Annotated in this window: 19 protein-coding genes and 1 pseudogene; 7 read left to right on the forward strand and 13 right to left on the reverse strand. The window is 73.4% G+C overall.

Annotated features, from left to right (window positions below):
• Window positions 1-267: 267 nt before the first annotated feature.
• From E8D34_RS20430 to gabT, 5 genes are all read right to left on the reverse strand, one after another.
• Window positions 268-2,151, reverse strand: coding sequence for a hypothetical protein (locus E8D34_RS20430; protein ID WP_136596358.1), 1,884 nt, complete (start codon window positions 2,149-2,151; stop codon window positions 268-270).
• A gap of 50 nt (window positions 2,152-2,201) precedes the next feature.
• The gene (locus E8D34_RS20435) at window positions 2,202-3,185 is read right to left on the reverse strand and encodes a hypothetical protein (protein ID WP_136596359.1); all 984 of its coding nucleotides are present in this window, start codon (window positions 3,183-3,185) and stop codon (window positions 2,202-2,204) included.
• 431 nt (window positions 3,186-3,616) lie between these two features.
• Window positions 3,617-4,990 (reverse strand): NAD-dependent succinate-semialdehyde dehydrogenase, encoded by a 1,374-nt coding sequence (locus E8D34_RS20440; protein WP_136596372.1) that lies wholly within the window; start codon window positions 4,988-4,990, stop codon window positions 3,617-3,619.
• Between the two features lie 23 nt (window positions 4,991-5,013).
• On the reverse strand, window positions 5,014-6,285 hold the full coding sequence (locus E8D34_RS20445) for a Glu/Leu/Phe/Val dehydrogenase (RefSeq protein WP_206056820.1): 1,272 nt from the start codon (window positions 6,283-6,285) through the stop codon (window positions 5,014-5,016).
• Window positions 6,282-7,625, reverse strand: a complete 1,344-nt coding sequence (gene gabT / locus E8D34_RS20450; protein WP_136596360.1) for a 4-aminobutyrate--2-oxoglutarate transaminase — start codon at window positions 7,623-7,625, stop codon at window positions 6,282-6,284. The genes E8D34_RS20445 and gabT overlap by 4 nt, the downstream gene beginning before the upstream one ends.
• 130 nt (window positions 7,626-7,755) lie before the next feature.
• On the opposite strand from gabT, the gene E8D34_RS20455 reads away from it, so the two are divergent.
• The gene (locus tag E8D34_RS20455) at window positions 7,756-8,640 is read left to right on the forward strand and encodes a LysR family transcriptional regulator (protein WP_136596361.1); all 885 of its coding nucleotides are present in this window, start codon (window positions 7,756-7,758) and stop codon (window positions 8,638-8,640) included.
• Window positions 8,641-8,646: 6 nt separating this feature from the next.
• Here E8D34_RS20455 and ppsA read toward each other — a convergent pair whose 3' ends face one another.
• From ppsA to E8D34_RS20475, 4 genes are all read right to left on the reverse strand, one after another.
• Window positions 8,647-11,022, reverse strand: coding sequence for a phosphoenolpyruvate synthase (ppsA, locus tag E8D34_RS20460; protein ID WP_240771485.1), 2,376 nt, complete (start codon window positions 11,020-11,022; stop codon window positions 8,647-8,649).
• Between the two features lie 121 nt (window positions 11,023-11,143).
• Window positions 11,144-11,587: a response regulator gene (locus E8D34_RS20465; protein ID WP_136596362.1), complete on the reverse strand. Its 444-nt coding sequence runs from the start codon at window positions 11,585-11,587 to the stop codon at window positions 11,144-11,146.
• Window positions 11,584-13,233: a sensor histidine kinase gene (locus E8D34_RS20470; protein WP_136596363.1), complete on the reverse strand. Its 1,650-nt coding sequence runs from the start codon at window positions 13,231-13,233 to the stop codon at window positions 11,584-11,586. The genes E8D34_RS20465 and E8D34_RS20470 overlap by 4 nt, the downstream gene beginning before the upstream one ends.
• Complete coding sequence (locus E8D34_RS20475) at window positions 13,230-14,480, reverse strand: fused response regulator/phosphatase (RefSeq protein WP_240771486.1); 1,251 nt, start codon at window positions 14,478-14,480, stop codon at window positions 13,230-13,232. Before E8D34_RS20475 ends, E8D34_RS20470 begins: the two co-directional genes overlap by 4 nt.
• A gap of 316 nt (window positions 14,481-14,796) precedes the next feature.
• Between E8D34_RS20475 and E8D34_RS20480 the strand changes: the two genes are divergently transcribed.
• The 3 genes from E8D34_RS20480 (at window position 14,797) to E8D34_RS20490 (ending at window position 16,616) form a co-directional block, all read left to right on the forward strand.
• Window positions 14,797-15,228, forward strand: a complete 432-nt coding sequence (locus E8D34_RS20480; RefSeq protein ID WP_240771487.1) for an ATP-binding protein — start codon at window positions 14,797-14,799, stop codon at window positions 15,226-15,228.
• A complete protein-coding gene (locus E8D34_RS20485) occupies window positions 15,225-15,542 on the forward strand; it encodes an STAS domain-containing protein (RefSeq protein WP_136596366.1) in 318 nt (105 codons plus the stop codon). Before E8D34_RS20480 ends, E8D34_RS20485 begins: the two co-directional genes overlap by 4 nt.
• Before the next feature lie 165 nt (window positions 15,543-15,707).
• The gene (locus tag E8D34_RS20490; protein WP_136596367.1) at window positions 15,708-16,616 is read left to right on the forward strand and encodes a TIGR03086 family metal-binding protein; all 909 of its coding nucleotides are present in this window, start codon (window positions 15,708-15,710) and stop codon (window positions 16,614-16,616) included.
• Here E8D34_RS20490 and E8D34_RS20495 read toward each other — a convergent pair.
• Complete coding sequence (locus E8D34_RS20495) at window positions 16,606-17,118, reverse strand: putative molybdenum carrier protein (protein ID WP_206056821.1); 513 nt, start codon at window positions 17,116-17,118, stop codon at window positions 16,606-16,608. The genes E8D34_RS20490 and E8D34_RS20495 overlap by 11 nt on opposite strands.
• Window positions 17,115-17,780, reverse strand: coding sequence for an SRPBCC family protein (locus E8D34_RS20500; RefSeq protein ID WP_136596368.1), 666 nt, complete (start codon window positions 17,778-17,780; stop codon window positions 17,115-17,117). The genes E8D34_RS20495 and E8D34_RS20500 overlap by 4 nt, the downstream gene beginning before the upstream one ends.
• Window positions 17,781-17,966: 186 nt before the next feature.
• Here E8D34_RS20500 and E8D34_RS20505 point away from each other — a divergent pair, with 186 nt between their 5' ends.
• From E8D34_RS20505 to E8D34_RS20515, 3 genes are all read left to right on the forward strand, one after another.
• Complete coding sequence (locus tag E8D34_RS20505) at window positions 17,967-18,605, forward strand: hypothetical protein (protein ID WP_206056822.1); 639 nt, start codon at window positions 17,967-17,969, stop codon at window positions 18,603-18,605.
• Window positions 18,606-18,689: 84 nt separating this feature from the next.
• Window positions 18,690-20,066, forward strand: a complete 1,377-nt coding sequence (locus E8D34_RS20510; protein ID WP_136596369.1) for a glutamine synthetase family protein — start codon at window positions 18,690-18,692, stop codon at window positions 20,064-20,066.
• Window positions 20,067-20,082: 16 nt separating this feature from the next.
• Window positions 20,083-21,228, forward strand: a complete 1,146-nt coding sequence (locus tag E8D34_RS20515; RefSeq protein ID WP_136596370.1) for an amidohydrolase family protein — start codon at window positions 20,083-20,085, stop codon at window positions 21,226-21,228.
• A gap of 37 nt (window positions 21,229-21,265) precedes the next feature.
• Here E8D34_RS20515 and E8D34_RS20520 read toward each other — a convergent pair whose 3' ends face one another.
• A complete protein-coding gene (locus tag E8D34_RS20520; protein WP_136596371.1) occupies window positions 21,266-21,538 on the reverse strand; it encodes an acylphosphatase in 273 nt (90 codons plus the stop codon).
• Between the two features lie 72 nt (window positions 21,539-21,610).
• A pseudogene (locus tag E8D34_RS20525) lies at window positions 21,611-21,837 on the reverse strand (oxidoreductase); the annotation flags it as partial.

The raw sequence follows: 21,837 nt of genomic DNA on the forward strand, positions 1-21,837 counted from the left end.
ACCGACATGCAGGCGGTCTTCGGCATCAACTTCTACAACCTCAAGTGGCCCGCCAGCGACTACCTCGACGGCAGCATCGACGAGCCGGCGGTGTGGAACCGGGCGCTGACAGCGGCCCAGGTCCAAGCGCTCTTCGCGAGCGGGGTCAGCGGGCGGTAGCCAGGACTCCGGTCAGGCACTGGCGCTCGGGGCTCTGGCGCGGGGAGACGACACCGCCGTGGTCCCGCCCCCACGCGGCGGGACCACGGCGGTATCGCGAGCCGGCGGCTACCCGCCCGAGACGGCCGTCCGGAAGGCCGCGAGGGTGCGCGGCGACTTCCCGTCGGTGATGGTGAACTTGTTCGTCGAGTTGTTGCCGTCCGTCCGGTTGAAGTAGACGGCGAAGGAGGCGCCCTCGGACCGCAGGTAGTCGACGGCCTGGGTGACGAAGGTGGCGTTCGACGTGTCACCCATCGACACGTCGGTGCCCCACTCGGTCAGGCCCCACGGCTTGAGCGAGCCGTCGCTGTTGCGCATCCAGGACTTCGACTTCAGCGAGGAGATCTTCGAGGCCCACAGCCGCTGCGGGGTGTCGCTGGGGCTGTTGTGCTTCCAGCGGTACGGGTCGAAGGTCGCCATCTGGATCAGCGACGGCGTCAGGAGGCTGGCGAACGTGTCCTCGTTGGCCCCCGAGCCGCCGTACCAGTACGTGCGGATCACGTTGGGTGCCGCGCTGCGGACGTAGCCCATCACCTGGTTCCACGCCGCGGCGGAGGCAGCGGTGGTGGGGACCTGGCTGGAGCCGTAGCCGGAGAACGAGTACTTGTCCTGGTTGATCTTCACCTGCGCCTCGTGCTCGTCGGCGAAGTAGACGCGCGTGCCGTTGTTGGCGGCAGCCGCGTAGTCGCTCAGCGTCTTCAGGCCCGCCACGAACGTGCGGTAGTAGCTCTGCACGTTCGAGCCCCAGGCGGCGATCTGGGCTCGGGTGAACGGGCCGTTCTTGTAGCCGAGGGTGATCACCGGGCTGACGCCCCGGTCGATCTGCGCCTGGTGCTGCCGGATGTTCGGCGTCGTGACCTGGTCGGCGTTGAGGTAGGTCGTCTCCACGGCCGGGTAGGAGCCGAACAGCGACCGGAAGGTGTCGTAGGCGAAGGAGCCGTTGTACATCGAGAGCGCCATCGTCCCGGAGGGCGTCCGCGCGACCCCCGCGGACGACGTCGTGGTCGTCGCTCGACTGGTCGGGCTGGACGACGTCGTGGTCGGGGCGACCGTGCGCTGCGGCGGAGTCGTGGTCGTGGTCGTGGTCGTCGGGCTCGTCGTCCGGGCCGGCGCGGTCGGGGCGCTGGTGGTGGCGCTGGTGGGGCCGGCGGTGGCCGGCGCCGACTCGAGCGGCAGCGTCAGGATCTCGGGGCCGGAGGCGTCGGCGACCAGGAGCGTCCGCCCGGAGCGGTCGATGCTGACGCCGGTGACGTCGGTTCCTGCGGGCAGCGCCTGCGTGGTGTTCTGGGCGTACCGGCCGTTGTCCAGGTAGGCACGGTCGGCGGTGACCAGGACCATCGGGTGCCCACCGGGCGCGAAGGCGGCGCCGGTGACGTTCGCGGGGATGTCGCGCACCCGGCTCAGCGAGTTCGTGCCGCTCTCGGCCAGCGTCGGCGAGGCGCCGTAGAGCGTGCCGCCGCCGGCCTCCTCGGTGGCGATGAGCAGGCGGCCCGACCACGGGCTCACCAGGAGCGACGCGCCGCGGCTGCCGGTGCCGGGGATGCTGAGCCGGTACTCGGTGGCCGCGGTCCAGGTCTGGCTGGTCGAGGAGGGCTCGGAGATCCGGTAGACCGACATCAGGGTCGACCCACCCGACGAACGGCCGGGGCCGAGCACCCAGAGCGTGTTGTCGGGGCCGGCGGCGACGTCCTGCCACCCGTCGTTGGTGGCGCCGCCGAGCGCGACCCGGGCGGCGGTGGTGCCGTTGGGTGCGATCGCGTACACGGCTGCTCCCGCGGAGGGTCCGCCGACCGCCCACACCAGGTCGCGGTCGTAGGTGCTGCGGGCGATGCCGGTTAGGTCCGAGAGGCGCTCGTCGCGGACCGACGTGTTCGCGCCGGCAGGGTCCAGCGACCCGCCGAGCGCCACGGCGCCGGCGGCGACCGTCGCGACGCCGAGGAGTACCGCGATCACGGCCGAGAGTCCGCGCCTGCCACGGTGGCGCGGTACGGGAGCATGGGTCGTCATTGCATTGCCTTCCGCCACACGTCGAGCTCCGGGTTCACGCGGAGCTCGAAGTCACCGTTGCGCGTGGACTGGTAGTAGGTCACGAAGACGGCGTTCTTTCTCTCCGCGTACTTCTGCACCCGCCCCAGCCACTGCGCTCGGCCCGAGCCGTCGAAGTCCCCGGGCACGCGCACGGAGCCGGTCTCGGCGATCGCCCACGGTCGGTTGACCGATCGGGACGCCTTGACGACGGGGTTGTAGAGCACGCGCGGCGCGAGGTACTGCTGGGCCTCGCCCAGCGCTCCGTTGTAGGGATCCCAGGCGTACACCGAGACCCACTTGCGGCCCGGATTCACTTCGTGCCACTGCGGGGTTGCGGCGGGATTGGCGGTCCACCCCATCAGGACCAGGGTCGGGTAGAGGTTGGGTCGGCAGAACGACGCGGCGATCCGTGCGACGTGGCGCCACGCGCGCCGGTACTGGCCGGCGGTGAACTGCCCCGCGCGGATCTCGTCCTCGGGCTCGTGCCAGTAGTTCCAGAAGATCGGCCCCTTCTTGCGGGGCGCGGTGCGGAAGTACTGGCGCAGCCTGCCGTCGTAGTCGCCGCTGAGCACGGCCTGTGGTGTGACGCGGATGGAGGTGACCACCCAGCGCCTCTGGTACCAGCGCTTCTTCTCCGACCAGGGCGTCCGGGTCGGCAGCGTGTCGTCCCACGTCCGCACGACGGGGACCCGGGTGCCGAACCGGGCCTCCTCGAGGTCGAGGTCCTGCTTCATCGAGCCGCCGCCGTTGCTGCCCAGGCTGATGCCGTACCTGGTCTCCTTGCGCGCCTTCCACCTCGGCGCCTTGCGACAGGTCGCGGCGGCCGGCTCGATGGTCTCGACCGCGGCGGCCTGTCCGGCCGAGGGCGGTGGCGCGCCGACACCGCCCCCCGCCACGAGAACGGATCCGAGAAGTCCCAGACCGAGCAGGCCGGCCAGGACTGAGGGGGTGGAGCGCATGCTGGAGGAGTCCCTTCCAGTGTTGCCGGGAGGGTCCAGCGGAGTTGTCAGCCCGCGACCCGGCATCGTCACCTGCAGGCGGCCCACGCCGTTGGAGGCTCTTTCCGGGGCTCCAAGCCCCGCCCGTGCACAGGTGTGGTGTCGGTCAGTGCGCCGGCCCGGTGCGCCGTGTCGTCGCCATCGCGTGGGTCATCCACAGTGCATCGGGCCAGTGAACGCCGAGTGTACGTACGCGGGTGGAGGGCGTCTACCACGCCGGGTGCGCCGGCCGCCGGCCGGGGTCGGGAAAATGGTGGTCCTTCCTGCGACTTCATCGGTGACATGGCAACTCGAAAACTCGCTCTGCGGTCTAGCCCGCGGTCCAGGGAAAAGCGCGAGCGCCGGACCTCCCGAGCGGGAGGTCCGGCGCTGCGCACTGTGGCCGCTGGGCGTTACGCCCAGTCGACGCTGAGGTACTGCGTCTCCTGGAACTCGCGCAGACCCTCGCGGGCGCCCTCGCGGCCCAGACCGCTCTGCTTGACTCCGCCGAACGGCGCCGACGGGTCGGAGACGAGGCCGCGGTTGACACCGATCATGCCGGCGTCGATGCGCTCGCTGAGGCGGATCGCGCGGCCGAGCTCGCCGGCGAAGACGTACGCCGCCAGCCCGTACTCGGTGTCGTTGACCAGCTCGACCAGCTCCTCCTCGTCGGTCCACACCACGACCGGGGCCACCGGGCCGAAGATCTCGTCCTTCAGGATGCTGGCGTCCGGAGCGACGTTCGCGAGCACCGTGGGCGGGAAGAAGTAGCCCTCGGCGTCGGGGAGCGCGGCCTGGTGCGAGATCCGGGCGCCCTCGGCGACCGCCTGCTCCACCACGCGGGAGATCCGCTCGACGGCGGCGGCGTTGATCAGCGGGCCGATGGCCGAGCCGTCGGCGGCGGGGCCGACGACCAGCTTCTCGACCTCGGCGCCGAACTTGGCCACGAAGTCGAAGGCGACCGACTGGTGGACGTAGATCCGGTTGGCCGCGGTGCAGGCCTGCCCGCCGCCCCGGAACTTGGCGATCATCGTGCCCGCGACGGCCTGGTCCAGGTCGGCGTCCTCGGTGATCACGACCGGGGCGTTGCCGCCCAGCTCCATCGAGGCGTTGAGGACCCGGTCGGCGGCCTGGTGCAGCAGCGCGCGGCCGACGCCGGTGGACCCGGTGAACGAGACCTTGCGGACGCGGTCGTCCTCGAGCCAGGTCGTGACCACGCCGCGGGCGTCGGTGGTGGTGACCACCTCGACCACGCCGTCGGGGACGCCCGCCTCGGTCAGGATGCGGGCGACGGCGAGCGCGGTCAGCGGGGTCTCCGCCGCCGGCTTGAGCACCACGGTGCAGCCGGCGGCCAGGGCGGGGCCGATCTTCCGCGTCGCCATCGCGGCCGGGAAGTTCCACGGGGTGACCAGGGCGGCCACGCCCACCGGGCGGTGCGAGACCAGGGTCCGTGCGCCGCCGGCCGGCGCCTCGCCGTACTCGCCGCCGGGCCGGACGGCCTCCTCGGAGAACCAGCGGAAGAACTCGGCGGCGTAGACGACCTCGCCGGCGGCGTCGGTCAGCGACTTGCCGTTCTCGCGGGCGATCAGCGCCGCCAGCTCGTCCTTGTCGCGCAGCATGTACTCGTGCGCACGGCGGAGCACGTCGGAGCGGTGCCGCGCGGTGGTCCGGGACCACTCGGCGAACGCCGCGCTGGCGCGGTCGACCGCGGCGCGGGCCTCGTCCACGCCGTGGTCGGGGACCTGGGCGATGACCTCGAGCGAGGCGGGGTCGAGCACGTCGAACATGGCGGTCGGGGTGGGGGAGTCGGTCACGGGTAGAGCCCTCTCAGTCGGTGGGCCTCGGCGACGCGGCGCACCGCGAGGCAGGTGGCGGCGGCGCGCAGCGACAGGTCGCGCGACTCCGCCTCGGTGAGCACCTGGTGCCAGGCGCTGGTCATCCGGTCGGCGAGCCGGGCCTCGACCTCGGCCTCGCTCCACCAGTACGCCTGGTTGGCCTGCACCCACTCGAAGTAGGAGACGACCACACCGCCGGCGTTGGCCAGGATGTCGGGGACCACGAGCACGCCGCGCTCGGCGAGGATCGTGTCCGCCGCGGTGGTGGTGGGACCGTTGGCGCCCTCGACGATCAGGCGCGCCTTCACGTCGCTGGCGTTGCCCTCGTGCAGCACGCCCTCGACGGCGGCCGGCACCAGCAGGTCGACCTCCAGCGTCAGCAGCGCGCTGTTGTCGATCGGCTCGCCACCGGCGAAGCCGACCACGGAGCCGGTCGCGTCGACGTGCTCCTCCAGGGCCTTGATGTCGAGCCCGGTCGGGCTCCACAGGCCGCCGAACTGGTCGCTCACGGCGAGCACGCGCACCCCGGCGTCGGCCAGGAAGCGGGCCGCGCCGCGGCCGACCTTGCCGAAGCCCTGGACGGCGGCGGACGTCTCGTGCGTGGCCAGCCCCAGGTGCTGCAGCGCGGCGAACGCGATCTGCGCGACGCCCAGCGAGGTCGCGGACGCCCGGCCCAGCGAGCCGCCGAGGCTGACCGGCTTGCCGGTCACGGTGCCGAGCACGGTGTAGCCGCTGGCCACCGAGACGGTGTCCATCATCCAGGCCATGGTCCGCTCGTCGGTGCCGATGTCGGGCGCCGGGATGTCGCGGTTGGGGCCGATCACCGGAAGGATCTCGGAGGTGTAGCGACGCGTGACGCGCTCGAGCTCGGCCTCGGAGTACTTGCTCGGGTCGATGGTCACGCCGCCCTTGGCACCGCCGTAGGGCAGGTCCATCAGGGCGCACTTCCACGACATCCACATCGCGAGAGCGCGGACCTCGTCGAGGTCGACGTGGGGGCTGAACCGGAGTCCACCCTTCGCCGGGCCGCGGGAGAGGTTGTGCTGCACACGGTGGCCGGTGAGCACCTCGACGGTGCCGTTGTCGCGGCGCAGCGGGATCGAGACGGTGACCTCGCGGCGCGGCGCGGCCAGCATCTTCATCGTGCCCTCGTCGTACCCGAGGACGCGGCAGGCGTCGGCGAGCTGGTCGTGGGCGTCGTCCAGCGGCCCGCGGGCGGTGTCCGCGGGCTGTGCCAGGGCCGTCACCGGGTGCTCGCGAAGATCTCGTCGAGGATGTCGAGGGCCTCGGTGAGGAGCTCGTCGGTGATCGTCAGCGGCGGCAGGAAGCGGAGCACGTTGCCGTAGGTGCCGCAGGTGAGCACGATCAGGCCCTGGGCGCGGCCAGCGGCGGCGACCGCGTTGGTCAGCGCTGCGTCGGGCTCGGACGTGCCCGCCTTCACCAGCTCGACGGCGATCATGGCGCCGCGGCCACGGACGTCGCCGACCCGGGCGTCGGCGGCCTGGAGGGCGCGCAGTCGACCCAGCATCAGGTCCTCGATCTCGCGGGCGCGGGCGACCAGGCCATCGGCCTCGATGGTCTCGATCGCGGCCAGCGCGGCGGCGCAGGCCAGCGGGTTGCCGCCGTAGGTGCCGCCGAGGCCGCCGGCGTGCGGGGCGTCCATGATCTCGGCGCGGCCGGTCACCGCGGAGAGCGGCAGGCCGCCGGCGATGCCCTTGGCGGTGACGATCAGGTCGGGGACGACGCCCTCGCGGTCGCAGGCGAACATGTCGCCGGTGCGCGCGAAGCCGGTCTGCACCTCGTCGGCGACGAAGACCACGCCGTTCTCGCGGCACCAGGCCGCCAGCGCCGGGAGGAAGCCCTCGGCCGGCTCGATGAACCCGCCCTCGCCCTGGATCGGCTCGATCACGACGGCGGCCAGGTTGGTGGCGCCGACCTGCTTCTCGATCACGTCGATCGCGCGGGCCGCGGCGGCCGCGCCGTCGACACCGGAGTCACGGAAGGGGTAGGACAGCGGGGCGCGGTAGACCTCGGAGGCGAACGGGCCGAAGCCGTGCTTGTAGGGCATCGACTTGGCGGTCATCGCCATCGTCAGGTTGGTGCGGCCGTGGTAGGCGTGGTCGAAGACCACGACGGACTGGCGGCCGGTGTAGGAGCGGGCGATCTTGACCGCGTTCTCGACGGCCTCGGCGCCGGAGTTGAACAGCGCGGTGCGCTTGGCGTGGTCGCCGGGGGTGAGGCGGTTGAGCGCCTCTGCCACGCCGACGTAGCCCTCGTAGGGGGTCACCATGAAGCAGGTGTGGGTGAACGCGGCCACCTGCTCCTGCACGGCCGCCACGACGCGGGGCGCGCTGGCGCCGACCGTGGTCACGGCGATGCCCGAGCCCAGGTCGATGAGGTGGTTGCCGTCGACGTCGACGACGATGCCGCCCTCGGCGGCGACCGCGAAGACCGGCATGGTGGTGCCCACGCCGGCGGCGACGGCGCCTTGCTTGCGCGCCATCAGCTCGCGGGAACGCGGGCCGGGGATCTCGTTGACGATCCGACGCTGCTGGACGGTGGTGGGCTGATCGAGGGCGGTGCTCATAGGAGCAAGTGTCCGCCCGTCGGCCTATGCTGTCCAAGACAGAATCGGTACGACGGCCATGCCTGTGAGGCATGGCGGTCGTCGTGGGTCGCCCGGTGGACCGGGCTCGGACCGAGTGGAGGGGAATGCCGTGCAGCTGCGGCACGTGGAGTACTTCGTGGCCACCGCCGAGACGGGCAGCGTCAGCGCCGCCGCGGCTCAGGTCCACGTCGCCCAGCCGGCGCTGTCGCGGCAGCTGCGCCAGCTCGAGCAGGACCTCGGCGTCGCCCTCTTCGACCGGGCGCCGGGACGACTGGCGCTGAGCCGTACCGGACTCGCGCTGCTGCCCGTCGCGCGCGAGCTGCTGGCAGCCGCGGACGCCCTCGAACGTGCCGCGCACCTGCATGCGCGCGGCCGGGTGGAGCGGCTGACCATCGCGGCCCCGACCGCGACCCTGACCGACATCGTCTCGCCGTTCGTCGCGACGATGTCGCCGGAGGATCCGGTGGTCGACGTCCGGGTCGCGGACGGTCCGACGGTGGAGGCGATGCTGCGGGCCGGCGCCGACCTCGCGATCGGCATGCAGCGCCCGCAGGCCCCGCTGGTCGCCCGCGCGCTGGCGACGTTCCCGGTGTGGGCCTACGTGCCGCGCTCGGACCCCTGGAGCGAGCGGGGGAGCGTCCGCCTGGCGGAGCTGCTCGAGCGTCCGCTGATCGGGCTGCCGGCGAGCTTCACCTCGCGCGAGGCGCTCGAGCGGGCGGTCGCGGCGGCCGGCACGTCGTACTCGACGCTGGTGGAGGCCGCCAACGGCACCATCGCGCAGGCGCTGGCCGCGTCGGGTCGCGGCGTCGCCGTGGTCTCCGACGACCCACGCTTCGACCTGGTCCCGCTGGCGGTCGACCTCGGGGACCGACGACTGAGCATCCGGCTGGTGGTGGCGTGGGACGGCTCGTCGGTGGCCGCGGACACCCTCGCCGGCCTCGCCGCGCGGATCGCGGACTGGGTGGCGGAGCGCTACCCGACGCTGCCGCGCTGACGACGGTCAGCCCTTCAGCCGCTCCTCGGCCGCCAGCACCGTCTGCGTGGTGCGGACCAGGCTGTCGGGGTTGAGGCTCATCGAGTCGATGCCGAGGTCGACCAGGAACTCGGCCATGTCCGGGTAGTCCGACGGCGCCTGGCCGCACAGCCCGGAGTGGATGCCGTTGCGCCGGCAGCCCTCGACGGCGAGCCGGATCATCTTCTTCACGCCCGGGTCTCGCTCGTCGTAGTCGAAGGCGACCGTGGCGCTGTCGCGGTCCACGCCCAGGGTCAGCTGGGTCAGGTCGTTGGATCCGATGGAGAGCCCGTCGAAGCGCTCGGCGAACTCGTCGACCAGCAGCACGTTGTTCGGGATCTCGCACATCGCGTAGACCTGCAGCCCGTCCTTGCCGCGCTCGAGGCCCAGCTCGGCCATCCGGGCCAGGACCAGGTCCGCCTCCGCCAGGCGGCGGACGAACGGGAGCATCAGGATGACGTTGGTCAGACCCATCTCCTCGCGCACCCGGCGCATCGCCCGGCACTCCAGCTCGAAGCCCTCGGCGTAGGCCTGGTGGGCGTACCGCGAGGCGCCGCGGAAGCCGAGCATCGGGTTCTCCTCGGCCGGCTCGAACCAACGACCGCCGACCAGGTTGGCGTACTCGTTCGTCTTGAAGTCGGACATCCGCACGACCACCGGCCGCGGGTGGAACGCCGCGGCGATGGTGCCGATGCCCTCCGCCAGTCGCTGCACGAAGTACGCCGCCCCGTCGTCGTACTGGTCGAGCATGGCCTGGATCCGCAGCCGCTCGCCGACGTCCTCGACCCGCTCGGGGTGCAGCAGCGCGAGCGGGTGCACCTTGATCGCCTCGTTGATGATGAACTCCATCCGGGCCAGGCCGACGCCGTCGCTGGGCAGCATCGCGGTCCGGAACGCGAGGTCCGGGTTGCCCAGGTTGACCATCAGCCTGGTCCGGGGCCGGGGCAGGTCGGTCAGCTCGATCTCCTCGACCTCGATCGCGGCGGCGCCGGCGTAGACGCGGCCCGTCTCGCCCTCGGCGCAGGAGACGGTCACCTCGGCGCCGTCGACCAGTGCCGTCGTGCCGGCGTCGGTGCCGACCACGGCCGGCAGCCCGAGCTCGCGGGCGACGATGGCGGCGTGGCAGGTTCGCCCGCCCCGGTCGGTGACCACCGCGGCGGCCGTCTTCATCACCGGCTCCCAGTCCGGGGTGGTGGTGGCCGAGACCAGCACCTCGCCCGGTCGGAACTCGGCGAGGTGCTGGGCGTCGCGGACCACCCGGACCCGGCCGACGGCCACCCGGTCGCCGACCGCCCGACCCTCGACGAGCGTCCGGCCGTGCTCGCCGACGTGGAACCGCTGCAGGGTGGTGACCCGCGAGGTGGCGGTCTCCGGCCGGGCCTGCACGACGTAGATCCGGCCGTCCAGCCCGTCCTTGGCCCACTCGATGTCCATCGGCTGGCCGTAGCGCCGCTCGATCGCGATCGCCGCACCGGCCAGCTCCAGCACCTCCTCGTCGGAGATGCAGAACCGCTGGCGGTCCTCGTCCGGCGTCTGCTCGTTGCGGGTCCCGGACCGGCCCGCGGCCACCATCCGGATCGCCTTCTCGCCCAGGCGCCTGCGCAGCACGGCGCGGAAGCCCTGCTCGTACGTCGGCTTGTGCACGTAGAACTCGTCGGGGTCGACGGCGCCCTGCACCACGTTCTCGCCCAGGCCCCAGGAGGCGGTGGTGAAGACGACGTCGGGCAGTCCGGACTCGGTGTCGATCGTGAACATCACGCCGCTGCTGGCCAGGTCCGAGCGGACCATCCGCATCACGCCCACGGAGAGGGCGACCGCGAGCTGGTCGTAGCCGTGGCGGTGCCGGTAGTGGATGCCCCGGTCGGTGAAGAGGCTGGCGAAGCAGCGCCGGACCGCGTCCAGCAGCCCCGCCTCGCCCGCGACGTCGAGGTACGTGTCGTGCTGCCCCGCGAAGCTCGCGTCGGGCAGGTCCTCGGCGGTGGCGCTGCTGCGCACCGCGAGGCGGACGTCCTCTCCGTAGCGCTCCCGCAGGCTTCGGTACGCCGCCAGCACCTGCGCGCGGAGATCCTCGGGCAGCCCGGCGTCGTACACGATCTGCCGGGCGCGGGCGGCGCGGTGGGAGAGGTCGGCGACGTCCTCGGGGTCCAGGCCCTCGAACGTCGCCTCCAGGTCGGTCCAGGCCTTCGCCTCGTCCAGCACGTGCCGGTAGGCCGCTGCGGTGATCGCGAAGCCCCCGGGCACGCGGACGCCGGCGTCGGCGAGGTGCTGGTACATCTCGCCGAGGGAGGCGTTCTTGCCGCCCACCAGCGCGACGTCGCCCATGCCGATCCGGTCGAAGTCGAGGACGAGCGCAGGGGTCTTCACATCATCGAGCCTCGTCCGACCGGTGCCGTTGCGCCACGGCCCTCCGGCCGGGGCCCGCGGGCCCTTCGGCGGATCCCGGCCGGCGAGGGCGCGGGCGTCGACCGCGGCGAGCCGGCCGAGCTCAGGCGCGGCCGGGCAGGCGCACCACGCTCACGAAGAACTCGTCGATCTGTCGCACCGCCGCGATGAACTGGTCGAGGTCCACCGGCTTGGTCACGTAGGCGTTGGCGTGCAGCTTGTAGCTGCGCAGGATGTCCTCCTCGGCCGAGGAGGTGGTGAGCACGACCACCGGGATCGTGGAGAGGCCGGCGTCGGACTTGATCACCTGCAGCACCTCGCGCCCGTCGTACTTGGGCAGGTTGAGGTCGAGCAGGATCAGGTCCGGCCGGGGCGCCGACGTGTGGTCGCCGCGGCGGTAGAGGAAGTCCAGCGCCTCCTCGCCGTCGCGCACCACGTGCAGGGTGTTGGCGATCTTGTTGTCCTCGAACGCCTCCCGGGTCATCAGCTCGTCGCCGGCGTCGTCCTCGACCAGGAGCACCTCGATCGGGTTGGCGGTCGTGCTCATGCGGGTTGTCCTTCCGGGACGGTGGTCGCGGCCAGTACGTCCGCCCGGAGGGCGGCGGCCGCGGCTGACAGGGTGAAGCAGATGCGGGTGCCGCCCTCGTGGGCGGTGTCGATCCAGATCCGGCCGCCGTGGTACTCGACGATCTTGCGGCACAGCGCGAGGCCGATGCCGGTCCCCGCGTAGGCGTCGCGGCTGTGCAGCCGTTGGAAGATGACGAACACCTTCTCGGTGAACTCGGCCGGGATGCCGATCCCGTTGTCGGTCACGGTGATCAGCCAGGAGTCCTCGCCGTCCCCGTTCGGGTCCGGCTGGCAGGTGACCGTCACCGTCGGCGGGCGGTCGGGGGAGCGGAACTTGATCGCGTTGCTGATCAGGTTCTGCCAGACCATGGTGAACAGGGTCGGGTCGCCGAGGATCACCGGGAGGTCGTCGGGGCGCTCGACGCGGGCGCCGGAGTCCTCGATCGCGGAGGCCAGGTTGGCCACGGCGCCGTCGAGGGACTCGTCGAGGTCGAAGGGTGTGCTGATGTCGTTGAGGCGACCGACCCGGGAGAAGGCCAGCAGGTCGGTGATCAGCACCTGCATCCGCTTGGCGCCGTCGACCGCGAAGTCGATGTACTGCTGGCCGCGCTCGTCCAGCTGCCCGCCGTACCGCTTCTCGAGCAGCTGGCAGAACGACGCGACCTTGCGCAGCGGCTCCTGCAGGTCGTGGGAGGCGACGTAGGCGAACTGCTCGAGCTCGACGTTGGAGCGGCGCAGCTCGTCGGCCTGGGCGTCGAGGCCGGCGGCCTGCTCGGCCAGCAGGCGCTCCTGCTCCCGCGAGGCCTCGAGGTCGCGGACGATACGTCGGCGCATCTGCTCCACGTCGCGCCCCACCGCGCGGATGTCCTCCGGGCCGGACGGCGTGATCGAGTGGGCGAAGTCGCCCTCGGCGACGCGCCGCGACGAGGCGCGCAGCCTGGACAGCGGACGCGTCACCAGGGCCAGCACCAGGATCGTCATCAGGATGCCGGCGGCGAAGAAGGCGAGGATCATGCTGCCGAGGACCCAGTTGCGATGGGCTCGGGCGTCGACCAGGTCGGACTGGCTCTGGGTGCGCGCCGCGAGGAGCTCGGCGTCCTGCACCTCGAACAGGGCGCGGATCTCGTCGAAGGCGACCTTGGCCTCGTTCGCGGCCGCGCGGTCGAGTCGCTTCGGCTCGCCCGGGGTCACCGCGGCGATGGTCGGGTCGGCGAAGTCGCGCCGCCAGCGCTCGGCAGCCGCCTCGATCTGGTCGAGACCGGCGATCAGGTCGTCCTCGTCCGACAGCAGGCGCCGGAGGTTGGCGGTCGCCAGCTGCTGCTCCTGCAGCCCGTCGGTGTACGGCGCCAGGAAGTCGGGATCCCCGGTCAGCGCGTACCCCCGCTCCCCGGTCTCCTGGTCGAGCAGCGCCGTGTGCAGCCGGTAGGCCTCGACGCGGGCGGGCTCGATCCGCTGGTTCAGGCGGTTCGAGGCGGCGACGGTGCGGTCCAGCTGCTCCGCGCCGACCACGACGCCAACGCCGACGATGACGAGCATCACGGCCAGCACGAGGTAGAACCACCCCTGCACGGTGATCCGGCTGATGCCGGTGGCTCGGGCGGGCTGGGCGGCCTCGGGGGCGGTCATGCGTTCTCCTGCCAGCGGACGTGGACCACGGCCACGTCGTCGTCGATCCCGCCGAACTCCTCGGCCAGGTCCTGGGCGCGCCCGATCAACGTGTCGACGAAGACGTCCGGCGCCGCGGCGCCGAGCCGCTGGGCCTCGGCGAGCAGGCCCTCCTCGCCCAACCGCGCCCCGTGGGTGTCGGTGCGGCCCTCGAACAGGCCGTCGGTGAAGAGCACCAGTCCCCAGTCGCCCTCGGGCAGCAGCAGCTCGTGGCGCGGCCACTCGGCGTCCGGCAGGATGCCCAGCGCCGGTCCGCCGGGCACCTCCAGCCACTCGACGCGGTTGCCGGTGCGGACCATCATCCCGGGGTGTCCGGCGCGCATCACCTCGACGCGACGGCGGTCGGCCGCCAGCGACAGCGAGGTCAGGGTCGCGAAGATGTGCTCCTGGGGGCGCTCGGCGTCGAGCAGCTGGTCCAGCCGTCGCAGCCGCTCGCTGCCCTCGACGCCGCTGAGGACCAGCGTGCGCCAGGCGATGCGGAGCGCGACTCCGAGCGCGGCCTCGTCGGGCCCGTGACCCGAGACGTCGCCGATCAGCACCTCGGCGGATCCGTCCGGCGCCTGCACGACGTCGTAGAAGTCGCCGCCGAGCAGCGCCTGGGCGCGGCCGGGGTGGTACCGGTTGACCACCTCGAGACCGCCGGACTGTCGCAGCATCGGGGTGGGCAGCAGCCCCCGCTCCAGGCGGGCGTTCTCGCGTGCCTGCAGGTGGCTGGCCTGCAGGGCCACCGCCGCCTGCTCGGTCTGCTTGCGCTGCACGGCGTAGCGCACCGCGCGGCCCAGCCACTCCGCGTCGACGCCGCCCTTGACCAGGTAGTCCTGGGCGCCGGCGGCGACGGCGGCCAGGCCGGTCGCCTCCCCGGCCAGACCGGTGAGGACGACCACCGCCACGTCGTCGGCCCGCTCCCGGAGCGCAGCCAGGGCATCGAGGCCGTGGGCGTCCGGCAGGTGCAGGTCGAGCAGCACACAGTCCGCGCGCTCGGTCTGCAGCCAGGCCACCGCGTCGGCCATGGAGCGCACCCAGCGCAGGTCCATGCCGGGACGCGAGTCGGCGACCAGCTCCTCGACGAGCAGCGCGTCGCCGGGGTCGTCCTCCACCAGCAGCACGACGGGCTCCGGCTCGGGGCCGGGACTGCGCGGCGAGGACTCCACCCTGGCGTCGACCCTGTCGGCGCGCTCGCCGACATCGGTCGCGTTGTCCGACAGCACCCCTGCTCGCTCCGTTTCACTCGCCGCGAGGCGCCACGCACCTCGAGCCTGATCGGCCGCGTCCGCGCGACCGCGCAGGCGAGCCTTCCCCCCGGCGCGGACGATACACATGGAACGGTCGAGGTTGTCAGCCGGCGGCCCGTCCCGCGCGCCGCTGGGGGCCACCGCGAAACCGGCGGTGATTCGACGTGTAGACCCCGGTGGGTTCGGGGTAGAAGACACCCGCGGCGGCGTACGGGAGCGCCGGGCAAGTGCAACGGAAGGTGTGGTGTGGGCTGTGGGGCTCGTGCAGCGCGATGAGGTGGTCGGACCCGCGGTGGTGGTCGACCTGCCGTTCCTGCCGTCCGCCGTGTCACGGGCACGGGCGGTGGTGCGGCAGGCGGGCAGCCACCTGCCGGGACCGGTGGTGGATGACGCGGAGCTGCTCGCCTCCGAGCTGGTCAGCAACGCGGTCGTGCATGGAGCCCCCGACGTGCGGCTGACCGTGACGGCGCACCCCGACGCGCTCGACGTCGGCGTCCGCGACGGCAGCAGCGTGCTGCCTCGGGTCTCACCCGGCCCGGCCTCCGCCGACGCGGCTCACGGCCGGGGGCTGCGCATCGTGCAGCGCCTCGCGCAGAACTGGGGTGTGGCTCCGTCCGCCTCGGGGAATGGAAAGACCGTCTGGTTCCGACTCGAGGCCGGCCCGGGCTCCGGGCCAACCGCGCGTCGAGCGCCAGCGACCACCGATAGGGAAGGAACACCATGAACCTCACGATCACCCGCGACGACACCGACGCGACCACCACGCTGACGCTGGTGGGTTCCGTCGACCTGGTCAGCAGGGGCGAGCTGGTCAGCGCGGGTACCGACGCCCTGGGCGCGGACCGGGCGCTGGTGCTGGACATGGCCGGCGTGGAGTTCCTCGACTCCCTCGGCATCGGCGCGCTCGTGGAGCTGGACCGGGTGGCCCGTTCCCGCGGGCGATCGTTGACCGTCTCCGCGCGCTCCGCGCGCGTGCAGCGGGTGCTGGAGGTCACCGGTCTCGACGCCGCGTGGGCGGACCCGGCGACCGTCGGCTGACCCCTCCGGGCTGGCACCGCCGGCCCGAACCGATGGCCCTCGGCGTGTCCTCGGGGGTGTCCTCGGCGGTCCCGCGGGGTGACGATGGGGGTGGGCCCGTTCGCTCCCCGCGGGGGCGGAACCAGTCCGCGCGCCGGACCCGACCACATCGGAAGGGGACAGCAGATGGACGTGGGAACGCTCCACCACCGGTCGGTCGAGTACTTCGCCGACCGGATCAACGCAGTGACTGACGACCAGTGGGACCGTCCCACGCCCTGCGCGGCGTGGACGGTGCGCGACCTGGCCAACCACGTGACCGCCGAGAACCTGTGGGCGGTGCCGCTGATGGGCGGTGCGACGATCGAGGAGGTCGGGGACCGGTTCTCCGGGGACCTCCTGGGAGCCGACCCGATCCAGGCGGCGCTGGATGCTGCGCGCGCCGCGGTGACGGCCGTCGCCGAGGGGCTGGCGCGCGGCGGCACGGTGCACCTGTCGTTCGGCGAGACGCCGAAGGAGGAGTACGCCGCCCAGTTGGCCGCCGACCACCTCATCCACGGCTGGGACCTGGCCGCGGCCACGGGGCAGGACCGTCGTCTGGACCCCCAGGTCGTGCGGGGGATCGCCGACTGGTTCGCCGCCCGCGAGGAGCTGTACCGCGGCGCCGGGGCGGTCACCGACCGCCGGGCGCTCTCCGGCGACCCCCAGCGCGACCTGCTGGCCCGGTTCGGGCGGGACGCCGACTGGGGACCCGCGCACGCGACGCTGATCCGGTTCAACGCGGCCTTCGGCGCCGCCGACCTGGAGACCGCGCTGGCGCTGGTCACCGACGACATCGTCTTCGAGGCCACCTCCCCGGCGCCGGACGGGCAGCGGTGGGAGGGCCGCGAGGCGGTCCGTGCGGCCTGGGCGGAGGTGATGGGGACACCGGGGATGACCTTCACCGAGGAGGAGTCGTTCGTGGCCGGCGACCGGGGGGTGGTCCGCTGGCGCTACGCCTGGGCCGGCTCGGATCCCGGCCACGTCCGCGGCACCGACGTGCTGCGGTTCCGCGACGGGCTGGTCAGCGAGAAGCTCTCCTACGTCAAGGGCTGAGCCCGGCCGGGGCGAGCAACGCGTCCAGCAGCCGCCGAGCCGCCGCGTAGGCGCCGCGCTGCTCGCTCTCCCGTGGTCCGGCCACGGCGAGGGCGGGTGGCGCACCGCGCTCGCCCTCGACCCTCGCCAGCCACCGGCGCACCGAGTCGAGGTCCTCCCGTCCACCGGCAACCGCCAGGCAGGGCCGTCCCAGCTGCCGCGCCGTCGCAATCGTCAGGTCCGTGCCGGGCGAGGGCACCCCGGGGTCGCGCACCACGAGCACCGCGTCACTGTCGCGGACGTTGCGGCGGGTCCGGTCGGCCGGGTCCGCCGACGGTGTCTCGCGCAGGCCCGGGTAGTCGGCGAGCAGCCCTGGCGGATCCGGCCGGTCCTCCGCCCAGCCGCCGGCCGGGCACCATCCGCCGTACCGGACGTCGGCGGCCAGCGCCGCGTCCAGCGCCGCGCGATCCACACCGGTCTGGCCGCCGGAGACCAGCCGCGCGACGCGTACTGGCGCCGTCACGATGTCGGGACCGCGCGTCGCGCCGCTCGCGCGCGGATCCCCGCGAGCATGTCCCGGGCCATCACGAGGTCGGCGGGGACGATCACGAGAAGCGCCGTGGCGGAGACCCACCACGGGCGAGTCGTCCAGCGAGAGCGCAGATGCAGGCGGGTACGGCCGCCGGGGAGCGGGGTCAGCCGGAACGTCCAGGTCCAGTCCAGGTCAGCGCGCTCGCGCGCGGCGCGGGGGAGGTGGCTGGTCGACCGGAGCACGAGGTGGCGTTCCGGGTCGAGTCCCACGACGTGGAAGCCGCACCCGGTCTCGGGGGCGCCATCGGGGATGAAGTCGCCGAGCGTGATCGACTGGAGCTCCGGAACGATCCGATCGGCGCTCGGGCCGTTGCGCGGGAAGAACGCACGGTCGACCCAGCGGGCCGTGTACCAGCCGCCGCGCCCCCAGCCCATCTGCACGAGCCAGGGCCAGACCTCCCGTGGGGTGGCCGCGATGGTGACGGCGTGGTCGGTCTGCATCGTCGGCCGCCCGACGACCTCGTCCCCGGGCAGCGTCGCCGCCCGCTCGGCGCAGGTGCTGCCGAAGGTGCGACCAAGGCCGATGAGCGCCGCCTCGGTGGCCACGAGCGCCGCGCCGGCGACGACCAGTCGGCGTGCTCGTGCGGGCGTCATGGTGGCCTCCTCGTCACTGATTCTGCGGCCTGCGCCGGCCCGGGCGCAGGGTCCAACGGCCCCCGCGAGCGGGGCTCAGGGGCCCCGGCCCTTCGACGCGGCGACCCGGGCGCCCGGGTGCTTGGTCCCGTCGGCCGGGGTCCTGGGGCACTGTCGTGGCGCCGGAGCCGATGCTGTCGTGGAGGCATGGACGGGAGGCGCGGCCGGCGGCTGCCGATCCTGGTCGCGGTGGGCGTCCTGGTCGGGACGCTGCTGGCGGCGTGCGACGCCGCCACGACGCCGGGATCGATGATGGGCGCGGACCCCTCGTCGGCGACGGTGCCGGGGCTGGGCATGATGGGCTCGACCCGGGGCGGCTTCCCGATGGCCCCGCTCGACTGCGACCTGCCGTCCTCGCTGCCCGGTCAGGTCGTGCACGTGATGCTGGTCGACGGCCGCGGCGCCGGAGCGATGGGCTGGATGATGGGCGGCTCCGCCCCGACGGGCCGGCGGATGCTCCTGCGAGCCGTCCCGGCCACGGTGGCCGCCGGCGAGACGAGCTTCTTGGCGGTGAACAGGGGCGGACGCACCCATGAGCTGGTCGTCCTGCCGCTCCCTGCCGGGCAGCGCGTCGGTGAGCGTGTCGCGGACGCCCGCGGCCGCGTGGACGAGACCGGGAGCCTGGGCGAGGCATCGGCCTCATGCGCCGGCGGCGAGGGCGACGGCATCGAGTCCGGGAGGGTCGGCTGGATGACACTCGACCTGCCGGCCGGTCGCTACGAGCTGGTCTGCAACCTGCGCAACCACTACGCGAACGGGATGTACCAGCTGCTCGTGGTGCGCTGAGGGCGCCGGGCACCTCGCGCGGAGGTCGGCGAGCAGGTGCCCTCGCGGCGAACTCGGCCTACGGTGGGAGACCAGGAGGCACCGGTGGACGCTGAGTGGCGCGAGGACCAGAGGCGCAGGGGGCACGCGGCAGCGGTCGCCCTCGTGGAGGACGGTGTCGACGGCGTGGCGCTCAGCTACGTCGACAACGCCGGTGTCACCCGGGTGAAGGCCGTACCGGTGGCTCGCTTGCCGCACGCCGCGGCCTGGGGTGTCGGGATGTCGCCGGTCTTCGACGTCTTCTGCGTCGACGACAGCATCACCGCGGGGCGCTCGGTCGGCGGGCCGGCGGGGGACCTGCGGCTCTACCCCGACCTCGATCGGCTGGTGCGGCTGGCCGGGCAGCCGGGCTGGGCGTGGGCGCCGGTCGACCGGTACGCCCAGGACGGGGCCGAGCACCCCGGCTGCCAGCGCGCCTTCGCGCACCGCGCGGCCGCGCGGGCCGAGGCGGCCGGAGTGGAGGTCCGGATGGGCTTCGAGATCGAGTGGGTCGTCGGGACCGAGGAGTCCGGCGGCTTCGCCGCGGCGTGCCGCGGGCCGGCGTACGGGATGACCCGGATGGTGGAGCTCGACGAGTACTGCCGCGACCTGCTGACCGCGCTGGCCGCGGAGTCGGTCGAGGTGCTGCAGCTGCACCCGGAGTACTCGCCCGGTCAGTTCGAGCTCTCCGCGGCGCCGCTGGCGCCCGTCGCCGCGGCGGACCAGGTGCTGCTCGTCCGGGAGACCGTCCGCGCCGTCTCCCGGCGGCACGGGATGGAGGCGACGTTCGCCCCGACCGTGGTCGCCGGGACGGTCGGCAACGGCCAGCACCTGCACCTCTCGCTGCGTCGCGACGGCGCCAACCTGTTCGCGGGGGGCCCCGGGCGCTACGGGCTCACCGCCGCGGGTGAGTCGTTCCTCGCCGGCGTGCTGGAGTCGCTGCCCGCGCTGGTCGCGATCCTGGCGCCGAGCGTGCCCAGCCACCTGCGCCTGGTGCCCTCCACCTGGGCCGGCGCCTACCGGTGCTGGGGACGGGAGAACCGTGAGGCCGCGCTCCGCCTCGTCACCGGGTCGGAGGGCGAGACCGGCGAGACGGCCAACGCGGAGGTGAAGTGCCTCGACGCCAGCGCCAACCCCTACCTGGCCGTGGGTGCGGTGCTCACCGCCGGGCTGGCCGCGCTCGACCGGGGGTCGACCCTGCCGGAAGAGGTCGCCGGGGACCCGGCCGCGCTCGATCCGGCTGAGCTGGCGCGGCTCGGCGTGGAGCGGCTTCCCGAGACGGTCGAGTCGGCGCTCTCCCGGCTCGAGGCCGACGAGGTGCTCCCCGGCGCCCTGGGCGAGTACCTCTACGACGCCTTCACCGCGGTACGCCGTGCCGAGGCCGCGCTCTTCGCCGATCGGAGCCCCGAGCAGGTCGTGGCCGCGACCCGCTGGCGCTACTGAGGCCCGGGATCGGTCGATGCCCCTCGCCGACGAGCTGGCCGGGCTGCCGCTGGTGGATCAGCATTGCCATCCCGTCGTGCTCGACCCGCTGGACCGGCCGGCGTTCGAGCTGCTGCTCACGGAGGCGCACGAGGGCGGGCCGGCGGGTACCAGCGCGTTCGACTCGGCGGCCGGGCTGGCCGTGCGCCGCTGGTGCGCGCCCGCGCTCGGGCTGGTTCCGCATGCTCCGATTGACGACTACCTGGTCCGTCGCGACGAGCTGGGGTCGGTGGAGGCGTCCCGGCGGCTGCTGGCGGCCTGCGGCGCGGTCGACCTGCTCGTCGACACCGGGCTGTCGGCTCCCGGCCTCTGCTCTGCGGCGCGGTTCGGCGAGCTGGCCGGGGCGCGGGTGCACGAGGTGACCAGGGTCGAGGCCGTGGTCGAGGAGGTCGCCGCGCGGGGTGTGGACGCCGCGCGGCTCGGAGCCGCGGTCGTCGAGGAGCTGGGGTCGCGCGCCGCCGGCTCGGTCGGCTTCAAGACGGTCGCTGCGTACCGGGTCGGGCTGGACCTGCCGGCCACGGCGCCGGGTGCGGCCGAGGTGCGGCGGGCGGCCGACCGGTGGCTCGCCGCCGCCGTCGTGCACGGTGGGGAGCGGGCGCGGTTCCGGCTCGACGACCCCGTGCTGATCGCGCATGCCGTCCACACGGCCCTGTCGCTCGGGCTCCCCTTGCAGGTGCACACCGGGTTCGGCGACCCGGACCTGACCCTGCACCGGGCCGACCCGTCACTGCTCACGCCGCTCCTGCGGGCGCTGCCTCCGGAGGCCGGGCCGATCGTGCTGCTGCACTGCTACCCCTACCACCGGCAGGCGGCCTACCTCGCGCACGCCTTCCCGCAGGTCGTGCTCGACCTCAGCCTGGCGGTCAACCACGTCGGCGTACGCGGGGCGGCCGTGCTGGCCGAGACGCTGGAGCTGGCGCCGTTCGGGTCGGTGCTGCACGGCACCGACGGGTTCGGGCTGGCCGAGCTGCACCACCTGGGGGCGGCGCTCCTCCGGCAGGCGCTCGGCACCGTGCTGGAGGGGTGGCTGGCCGAGGACGCGCTGACCGCGGACGACGCACTGCGCCTTGCCGGGATGATCGGCGCGGGGAACGCACGGCGGGTCTACGGGCTGGGTGGGTAGAACCGGGTCAGTAGTGCCTGGGTCAGTAGTTGTTGGGTCAGTAGGCGACGCGGAAGTCGGAAGCGCCGGTCGCCGCGACATCGCGCACGTCGATCCCGTGCACGCGGGCGGCGGGGGAGCCGTGCCGGCACCAGACCAGCATCCGCTCGACGGCGTCCGCGGGGCCCTCGAGATGGGCGAGGACCGAGCCGTCGTACTCGTTGCGTACCCACCCGACCAGTCCGAGCCGGAGCGCCTCCCGGGCGGCGTACGCCCGGAAGGAGACGCCCTGCACCTCGCCCGTCACCCTCACCTCGACCGCGCGCGTCATGGCTCCAGCATGCGCCGGGTCGGGTGACCTCGGGGGGCGTGGCCCGGCCCCGTCCCGTCCCGGAGGGCGTGATCAGCCGTCGTACGGCGGAGCGACGCCCCACCCCCAGCGGGGCACGGGCGCATGCTCGACGAGGTCGGTCGCTCCCGGCCGGGAGTTGTGCATCGCCAGGCGACTGCCCCACTCGACGTACCCGATGAGCGCGGCGCGGAACTCGGGGTCCGACGGCAGGTCGGCGTCGTCGGCGCCGAGGCTCAGCAGTGCGACGAACCGATGCCGCTGGGCGGGTGTGATCGCCA

The organism is Nocardioides sp. GY 10113, from assembly GCF_004919105.1.
Lineage (GTDB): Bacteria > Actinomycetota > Actinomycetes > Propionibacteriales > Nocardioidaceae > Nocardioides.

Bases quoted from the DNA above. Each gene is read 5' to 3' on its own strand.
- E8D34_RS20435 (WP_136596359.1), bottom strand. From the start codon at position 3,185: ATGCGCTCCACCCCCTCAGTCCTGGCCGGCCTGCTCGGTCTGGGACTT.
- E8D34_RS20465 (WP_136596362.1), bottom strand. From the start codon at position 11,587: ATGAGCACGACCGCCAACCCGATCGAGGTGCTCCTGGTCGAGGACGAC.
- E8D34_RS20520 (WP_136596371.1), bottom strand. From the start codon at position 21,538: ATGACGCGCGCGGTCGAGGTGAGGGTGACGGGCGAGGTGCAGGGCGTC.
- E8D34_RS20485 (WP_136596366.1), top strand. From the start codon at position 15,225: ATGAACCTCACGATCACCCGCGACGACACCGACGCGACCACCACGCTG.
- gabT (WP_136596360.1), bottom strand. From the start codon at position 7,625: ATGAGCACCGCCCTCGATCAGCCCACCACCGTCCAGCAGCGTCGGATC.
- E8D34_RS20500 (WP_136596368.1), bottom strand. From the start codon at position 17,780: ATGACGCCCGCACGAGCACGCCGACTGGTCGTCGCCGGCGCGGCGCTC.
- E8D34_RS20490 (WP_136596367.1), top strand. From the start codon at position 15,708: ATGGACGTGGGAACGCTCCACCACCGGTCGGTCGAGTACTTCGCCGAC.
- E8D34_RS20440 (WP_136596372.1), bottom strand. From the start codon at position 4,990: ATGTTCGACGTGCTCGACCCCGCCTCGCTCGAGGTCATCGCCCAGGTC.
- E8D34_RS20470 (WP_136596363.1), bottom strand. From the start codon at position 13,233: ATGACCGCCCCCGAGGCCGCCCAGCCCGCCCGAGCCACCGGCATCAGC.
- E8D34_RS20515 (WP_136596370.1), top strand. From the start codon at position 20,083: ATGCCCCTCGCCGACGAGCTGGCCGGGCTGCCGCTGGTGGATCAGCAT.
- E8D34_RS20505 (WP_206056822.1), top strand. From the start codon at position 17,967: ATGGACGGGAGGCGCGGCCGGCGGCTGCCGATCCTGGTCGCGGTGGGC.